4 protein-coding genes are annotated in these 8,492 nt (G+C 37.0%); all 4 read right to left on the bottom strand.

Annotated elements, in window-relative coordinates:
* The coding region (locus tag Q5O86_RS07330; RefSeq protein WP_302626489.1) for a discoidin domain-containing protein at window positions 1-1,094 on the bottom strand (1,094 nt) is incomplete at its 3' end.
* A 378-nt stretch (window positions 1,095-1,472) separates the two neighbouring features.
* Window positions 1,473-2,375, bottom strand: coding sequence for a glycosyl hydrolase family 17 protein (locus Q5O86_RS07325; RefSeq protein WP_302626488.1), 903 nt, complete (start codon window positions 2,373-2,375; stop codon window positions 1,473-1,475).
* Between the two features lie 56 nt (window positions 2,376-2,431).
* The gene (locus Q5O86_RS07320; protein ID WP_302626487.1) at window positions 2,432-5,128 is read right to left on the bottom strand and encodes a cellobiose phosphorylase; all 2,697 of its coding nucleotides are present in this window, start codon (window positions 5,126-5,128) and stop codon (window positions 2,432-2,434) included.
* 160 nt (window positions 5,129-5,288) lie between these two features.
* On the bottom strand, window positions 5,289-8,468 hold the full coding sequence (locus tag Q5O86_RS07315; RefSeq protein WP_302626486.1) for a cellobiose phosphorylase: 3,180 nt from the start codon (window positions 8,466-8,468) through the stop codon (window positions 5,289-5,291).
* Window positions 8,469-8,492 lie beyond the last annotated feature (24 nt).

Here is an 8,492-nt window from a genome sequence, read left to right as displayed (position 1 = left end):
TCCCAGTTTCCATTTGTATACCACTTACTGTCTGCAACCGCATCTGTCCATACCAATTCAGATGTAGCTGCTGTCGTTGTATCTTCTGTCGATGGCTCCGGTGTTGTCGTCTCATCTTCGATTGTTCCTTCATATACACCCATTTCAAAAGGTGATACCCCATAACCCTTTGAATTTCCTGATGCCTTTGTCTGAACGACTTTTACATATCTTGCCTCAACTGCCTTAAATGACGTTTTAATAATAAGGTTCTTTGTATCATTCATTACAGCGGAAGCTGCTTTTGTGTATTCTTCTCCGTCTGTTGATGTATAAATATCATATTCTTCTGCGTAGGAAGCTTCCCATTTAATCACAACTCTTCGAATTGTTTTTACTTCACCTAAGTCAACACCAAAATAATCATCATCGCCCTTCACTGTCGACTGTGCTCTGGTTCCTAGATTTCCATCCGTCAACTCTGGAATTGCATCTGCCCAGTTACAGAAAGTATCTTTGCCTAATGCTAAATTGCTGTCTGTTGTAAGTGAGTTTTCCATATCTTTAATTGCCAGTTCCTCATCTGTGAATGTAGGAAGTTCAGACGGAATTGTTACCTCTGTCTCAATAGAATCTACTTTTGTAAATGTATCTTCCTCGAGAGTTGCGCCCGGTGTTCTCTCATATGCAACAACAATAATTTTATGTGTTTCACCTAAGCCAAGAACCTGCCCATTTGCTGTCTTACAAACATTGTCAAATATATGGCGTCCTGCAACCATTCCATACTTTGGTGTTCCATCTTCATTCGTTCCCGGATATGAATATTTTTCTGCCCACCAGTTCCAATCATTTGACGCTATGCCCAAATGCTCATCATCCACCTGGTCAATATAAACCGCATACCAATAATTATCTGGTTCTGCTTCATTACATGCGTTATATTCAACAGTTACTAAATACTGTGTCTTGGCCTCATTTGCAACAACCTGTGTCGATGTAAATGTCCAATCTGCTGCCTTTGTTGGTTTTGTGCTGATTGTAATGGATGTTATTACAAGTGCCAAACTTAAAACGCAAGCTAAAACTTTTTTAATTGATTTGTTGAGTTCCATAAATTATATCCTCCTTTTAATTTTTCTACTCGATGTATGATTTTCTCATCAATCAATGATATTCTTATATTATCATACTGCATTGTGCATTTCAACTAATTCTATAATATAAAAACCTTTTTATTTATGCAATTTTTACAAAGTTTTCTCTGTTTTTTTACCATAAAAACAACACTTTTTTCTCAAATAAATTTAAAATTTTGAAATAATTTTATTAAAATATGTGTAAACAATATATTATTTGACCTGTTTCCGCCTAATTTATCGATTACAATAAAAACAGTTCAAATACATTACCAGCTATGATAAAAATGGTCCAATGACTATTTTGTCATCAGACCATTTTCATTCAAAAATATAAATATTTAATAACTTATCTTACTGCAGTACCAGTTTCGGTGTCCTATCCACCTTGAATATTCCCCAGTTTTTTTCAGCTTCCTGCGGATTGTTTCCGCCTTTCCATGGCTCATCAAATGCCTCAAACATGTACGCAATAATCTTTTCTTCATCTGCCCATGCCCAGAACTCATCATAATACTGCTTTTGCTTTTCTTCTGTAGTTTCACCCTCTTTCATATTGGTAAAATCCACACAACTTGTAGCCCAGCCTACTTCTGAAAATACAACTTCTTTATCCGGATACATTTCTTTCACTTTTTGGTACCACTCTTTATTTTCATCTAATGCCTCTTCTATAGACTGTCCATGCCATAATGGATACGAATGGACGCTAATCACATCAAGGTACTGCGCTAACTCCTGAAGATGCATCCACTCATAAGCTCCCTCATTAAAGGTCACAGGTTTACCCGTTTCTTTTTTTAATTTTTTCGCAAAACCAATTAATCTGTCTATCGGAACATTGTTTGCTCCCCAGTCAGGCGTATGCTCATTCCCAATAGAGACAACATTAATAACTTCCGGATGCTTATTGGCAATTTTAATTAAATTTTCAACTCTCTGGTCATTAAATTTTGCGCGTTCTTTCAATTCCTTCTCTGAGAAATTTGTCTTAAGCCATGGACATCCCGGATTGTTTACCTCTGATTGAAGTCCCGGTCCTAACATAAGTTTCATATCCAATCCCAAATCTTTAATTACCTGACATGTCATTTCAGCGTAACTTACCGCATCGTACATTCTAATATACTTAATACCCAAATCACTTAATATTTTTAAATCCTCTACAATCTGCTCATAGGTAGGATATACACATGTAAGCGGACTCTGATTCTCTCTATATCCCGAATAACAAATTGCTCTGCCCCATTCAAACATAAATTTATCTCCCTTCATCTTCGTAAAATATTTTTTATATGAAAACACTTCCTCGTTTATCCAAGTATTGCCGTAATCTGACTTTTATCTCCTAATTTATCGACATCTTCTTTTGCAATCACATCTCCATCACAATACTTCTGACCGTCTATATAAATTTCCTTTACTGTATATGCGCCTGCTTCCATCCCGAAAGGATTTTGATATGTAACGGTAATATTCACCCCTCTAAACATACAGGTTGCACTTGCCATTCCATTAGAAAACTGCTTAGCAAGAAGTTTTGGCTGTAATCTGAGCGCTCCAAACTCACCTTTAATTCCGTACATTTCATTCAATACTGTCAGTAAAAGCCAGCTGGCTGAACCTGTAAGATAGTGATACATTCCCTGCCCTCTCTGATTTACATACTCAGGTACGCCAGGATAAATACTGCTCAAATTATAATCTTTACAATGTTTGTATAACGTATTGATTACCTTAAATCCTTCTTTTGCAAATCCTCTCGTGTAAAGGGAGTTTGCATACATCACTGCCATATGTGCAAATACCGCACCATTCTCTTTATGTCCAAACGCAAATCCAAACATTCTTCCAAGGTCTGTCTTAACTTCATTAAAGTTTGTATTTAATCTGTAACCGCCAATTGCCTCATCATAAAGGTATTTATCCGCTGCTTTAACAATTTCCTGAACCTGCTTATCCGTAGCCACTTCTGACATAATAGAGAAAACCTGACCTGTAAGCATCATTCTCACACCACTCTCAAAATCTCCCTCTACAGCCTTTCCACTATTATCATAATAACCATTAAACCAGGAATAGCCTTCTTTATCCGTCGTCCACTCAGTCTCTCTGATATGTTTTGAAATCCAATCAGACATTGTATTTAATACGGAACATAACTTATCACATTCCACTTCAACCTTTTCACCGCTGATAATATGGCGAACCGCCTGACAATATTCATCTAAAATACCATTCTTTCCACCAACATTGTCATACACTGAACTATCCGCATCCAGTAGGATAAGTAATTCCTTTGCTAGGGTAACTGTATCTTTTCCGGTTTTATCTGAATATGCCTTAATATCCTTTGCAAGATTTTTTAAATTTCCACCATACAGCGCTGTAAACGCAACACTCTCTCCGCGCTCATCTGCCATATCCAATCCATCATTCCAATCAGCGCCACGAAGCCTGATATGATTATGCTCACCCACATCAAAGAATGATGTAAGATGCTGTACTAACAAATGCTCTAAAACAGTACCCCTGTAAGGCTCTGCATCTGTAGTCATTTGTTTATTTCCCCTTGCATCATTCCATCTTGTATCTTTATCCTCTCCCCTACAGATTTGTGAATCTTTAAAGTATGTATTTTCTTCCCTCAAAAATTCAATATCGCCTGTCTGCTGTATATAAAGACTTGTAGTAAGATACGGCCACGCACCATGGTCCATCCATACACGCACGATATTGTTTCTATCAGCTATAAATTCGCCCTGTTTAGAACCGATAATCGTAGCATTTGTTCCGTCAAATCTCACACCACCGAAATTGTCAATCAACATCTGTCTCACCTGCTCAGGTTCCATGATTAAGAGTGCAAGACAATCCTGCCATAAATCTCTCCATCCTCTTCCGCCTTTTCCGTAATCATGATGAGGAAGGAATGAACATCCATATATACGGCGAAGCATTGGCTGAAAATTAACCCAATGCATCCAGTTATCAAAGTCATTATCCGCTGAATTGTAACTAACGTTTATTTTATTCTGCCAATACTCTTTTGTTTCTTCCAAACTCTTGTCAAAATGCTTTGTGATAAGATATTTTTTTCCTATTTCTGTAATATCCGCCTCAGACTCTCCATATCCGAGCGCCACAATATACGTCTTTGTTTCACCAGGCGCTAAAATAACATCCCGAAATCTGATTGCAGCAATTGTCTCAAATCCATCTACCTGTTCCCCGGCTTTATATGGCAATGGTACATTTTTCATAATCATATATGGATTCTCAAAACTTCCACCGTGTCCGATAAATTCCTCTGATACAGGACAAAAACTAATAGGTGAAACCATTTCTCCGTTTTCTTCTTCCTTTGCAAGGGCACCATAAAAAACAGTATTTTTATTATGTCCCCTCTCATCAAATGTCAGTGTTGGATAAATGATAATTCCATTTTTCACTGTATATGTTCTGTGAAGAAGCGATGTAACATGTCGATGGTCTCTTATATTCGAAGCCGAACGGGCATATAACGGAATTGCCACTGTAGATGTAATTTCCAATGGCTCGTCTGTGGTATTTGTTATTTCAAACTTTGTGAGTTCCACTTTATCTTCTGATTGCGGTACAAATGTGGTAATCGCAGACTTTAAACCCATTTCCTCCGATTCTCTCTCCACTTTATGCCACATAATACCTGCTGTAAGCTTCACCTGCTCTTTGTCTTCTTCAAACAACTTTGCCTGTTGCTTTGCAGAGCGGCCTGTAGCAGACCACGCACCCCTTCCTTTTACATAAACCCAAAAATTTCTGCTGGATTTATTATTATGTAAATTTTCACTACTCACAGGCTCCAGTAAAAATGTGTTCTGGTCCAGCTTAATATCACCACCCAAATCCGGTGTGATAGAACTCATCATTCCTGCCTCATTTGCCAACGGAAAATACAAATAACTGGTAAGGTCAGGATTATCGAGTGTAAAAGTCCCCCTCTTATCTAAGTATTTTAAATCGCCCATTTTTATCTCCTTTTATTGCAATAAAATCTTAATTTCATTCTGCTATAAAATCGTTTCATTGTCAATAAATAAAAGCATTTTTATTGCACATACAAAAAGGTGACATGTTTTAAAACAAGTCACCTTATCAGACATTTACAAATGTCAATGAAATTTTATTTTATTCAAAGAAAACAGTTATCTTATCGATTTCTCCGTTTCTTACTGCCTCAGCCAAATCTCCTACAAGTTTTCCTTCTGTTGCAACTGTCTCTCCATTAATTTCAATCTTAGAAACCTTTGCTCCATCTTCACCATATGTGTTCTTTCCTGTATTGTTTACATATGTGACATCACATGTAGAAAGTAATCTGAATGTTGCCTTTCCATCTTCAAAAAGCCAATTAGCAAGTTTTGGTTCAAAATTAAGAACTAGCTTTCCATCTTCATATGTAAATACTTTTGAACCTACGAACATTTCAATCCACATGGAAATCATTTCTGTAGTTGAACCGGAAAGTCTTGCCACAAATCCTCTTCCATGAATATCTTCATTTGGATTTACACTGGAAGCAAGGAACGATGAATTTTCAAGCGTACTTCTTCCATACATATTTGGGTCTAAGAATGGTATTAACGCTCTTGTAATTGTCTCATAATATTCATCATAAAGTCCTGCTTTCAACATTGCAAGAATATATTTATATTCCATATGAAGGAATACATTTTCTCTCTCCTGCCAGCCAGGTGTAAATGCACGACAACGTCCATTTTCCATAGAACATTCTTCAATCGATGCGGATGTTTTATACATAGCCAATTTCTGGTCATAAAGTCCTGTTTCTTTTACTTTATTGAACATTTCTCTTGCTGTGTCTGTATCCACATAGCCCATCATTCTCGCCGGTCCTTCCAGGAAGTATGGAAGTGGAACTGTCTTGAATGCCTTTACTTTTACTTTCTGTAATCCATAATGGCTGATAACCGGCTCACCATTTTCATCCACTACAGGCTCAAAATCTGTCGCCTCATGTGTAAGATATGTTGGAACCAATCCATTTCCAAGCTCAATTGCCTTTTCGATACCTTTTTCAATCTTCGTTTCAAATGCACTAAAGATTTCATTTACATGTGCTTTTGATACAGAAATCTCATCACCACTAATGCTCAGCTTAACTGTTTCCCTATAAGCTTCTCTAATGGATGCAACCTTATCCCAGTATGCAAAATCATTTAACTTTCCTGCATTATATTCGTCCAGTGCTGCCTTAACATCTTCCATGTATTTTGCAATCTCAACAGGAATGGCAATCTCTTCTTCTCCATTGAAATTGTCTGTAATAAATTTAACAAGTCTCTTTAACTCAAATGTTTCCGGTACTCCTGAACCGAACAATCCTGGCAAACCGTTCATAGCATCATTCCATCCCGGCTTTCCACCTTCCATTTCGACACCAATACCGTCCACATCTAACTGGGCAAATTTGCTCAGCGCTAAAATAATCATTTTCACAGCGAGAGATGTATGATAAATCTTTTCCTCTGTAGTCTTTAACCAGTTTGTTGCCCACTTGTTAAATCCTTCCCTTGCAAGTTTATCTTCATCTTCCACTTCCATGCCATACTGACGTACAGCTCCTTTATTGTTAATTACATACTTCTCATCTCTTGGCACTACAAATGCGACACTGTCATAGAATTTGTATGTTTTATCCTCAAATAAAAATTCATTGATTTTATCAGGGAATACAGATAAATAATTATCCACTAAATCCATATTGTAATCCCAGTGGTCACTCCAATATCCCTCGCCAAAACCAGCCTCAATATTCTGGTCACAATTATCAAGAATGTGAGCAATAAAATCTCCATCGTCTACTTTTAAGTCTAGCTGTAATCTGGCAATTGTGTTTGAAATCTGTCCCGGTGTAAACTTACCGTCTACAATTTTTTGAATTGCAGATGCATCACCGTTAATACTTTCCTGTACATATGTCTTTACGTCTTCCTCTCTGCCTGACTTAACATTAAAAAGACTTGGTCTTACTTCTAACGGATTATAACCATCTGCCTGCACAAGACTAAAGAATGTCTTTACATTAAAATCTCCTACATCTTTGTTAAAGAACACGTCATTTCTTCTATTCTGAGATACATCACGGAAGTTACCATTACCCTGTGAATAATACTCAGCTGCGATGGAAAAGAAATTATAATCTCTCTCAGGGTCTCCATGCTTACGGCTAAATAAGTGGATAATTGACTTATTTCCATCTTTGTTCAGAACATATGGATAACCACCTCTCAGGAAATTGTCCAAATAACACTGCTCAATATACTGGTCAAACTTTCCTGCTGATGTATGTGTCTTGACATCTGAGGTAAAGCTGTCTGCCAATTCTTCTGCCTCAACAAACTTATCCTCAAGATATCCCGGCTTGCAGAATGTATCTAATTTGGCATTAATCTGTTCCACGGAACCGGCAAACCCCATCATCGTATTAAAGGAAATTTCTGCTCCGGCAGCTACTGTTTCCTTGAACGGAGTAAATCCACAAGGAACTTTATTTGCAAAGCACTGTTTTTTCGCCAGTACGTTTTCTATGCCACCTTCAATAAATCTCGCCGGTGTCATTAATGATAAATCATATCCAAAAACAGTATCTACATCATAAATTACATCCTGTAACTTACCATCTCTTATTGTAAGGTAATAATAACCACCCTCAATATCAGACACTTCCGCTGAGTCATTTTTAGAAGCTCTCAATGTATAATATGGAACCTTATGCTCAATATTTTTTATATACGCCCAACTCTTAAATAAGTTTGACATCTCCTTAAATTCACCATTGGCAATGCCATATGTAATAATTTTTGGAAGTCCGTCAATTACTTCTATCTCTTTCGCTTTTCCACTTATGTTTTTTACAGTAACTTGTCTCACAAGAGCTCCGATACTCTCATTTGGCAATACATAATAATTCACTGTAACTTCTATTCCATATTTTTCATTCTTTTCAATAACTTTAAAGCTATTTTTGTTCATTCTAATTTGACGTTTTGCCTCATCCTCATATTTGAAAAATGGCTCGTAATACTCACCGTCAATTTTTAAGAATGTTCTAAAGCCCTTGACTGTTGTATTTTCAAAAGCTGTATTTGCTGAATTAAACTCCATAATGGCATTTCCTTTATTGTCAATACCAAAACTGTTCATTCCCTGACCTCTGTTCGTGTAAAAAGTCCACATCGGAATACCCTTCACACCTGCGAGACCCGGAAGGAAACTGGAGAAAGCCGGCAACCTGTCATAATCATCTATTACAAACGTTTTCCCCTCAAGTCTATAATTTTCCATTGTCATCTCCTTTTATGAATATTA

The organism is uncultured Eubacterium sp. (genome assembly GCF_937958975.1).
In the GTDB taxonomy this organism is placed as follows: Bacteria; Bacillota; Clostridia; order Lachnospirales; family Lachnospiraceae; genus Eubacterium_G.
This window is presented reverse-complemented; position numbering and strand designations above follow the sequence as displayed.

Coding starts and splice junctions, on each gene's coding strand:
- Q5O86_RS07325 (WP_302626488.1), bottom strand. CDS start 2,375: ATGTTTGAATGGGGCAGAGCAATTTGTTATTCGGGATATAGAGAGAAT.
- Q5O86_RS07320 (WP_302626487.1), bottom strand. CDS start 5,128: ATGGGCGATTTAAAATACTTAGATAAGAGGGGGACTTTTACACTCGAT.
- Q5O86_RS07315 (WP_302626486.1), bottom strand. CDS start 8,468: ATGGAAAATTATAGACTTGAGGGGAAAACGTTTGTAATAGATGATTAT.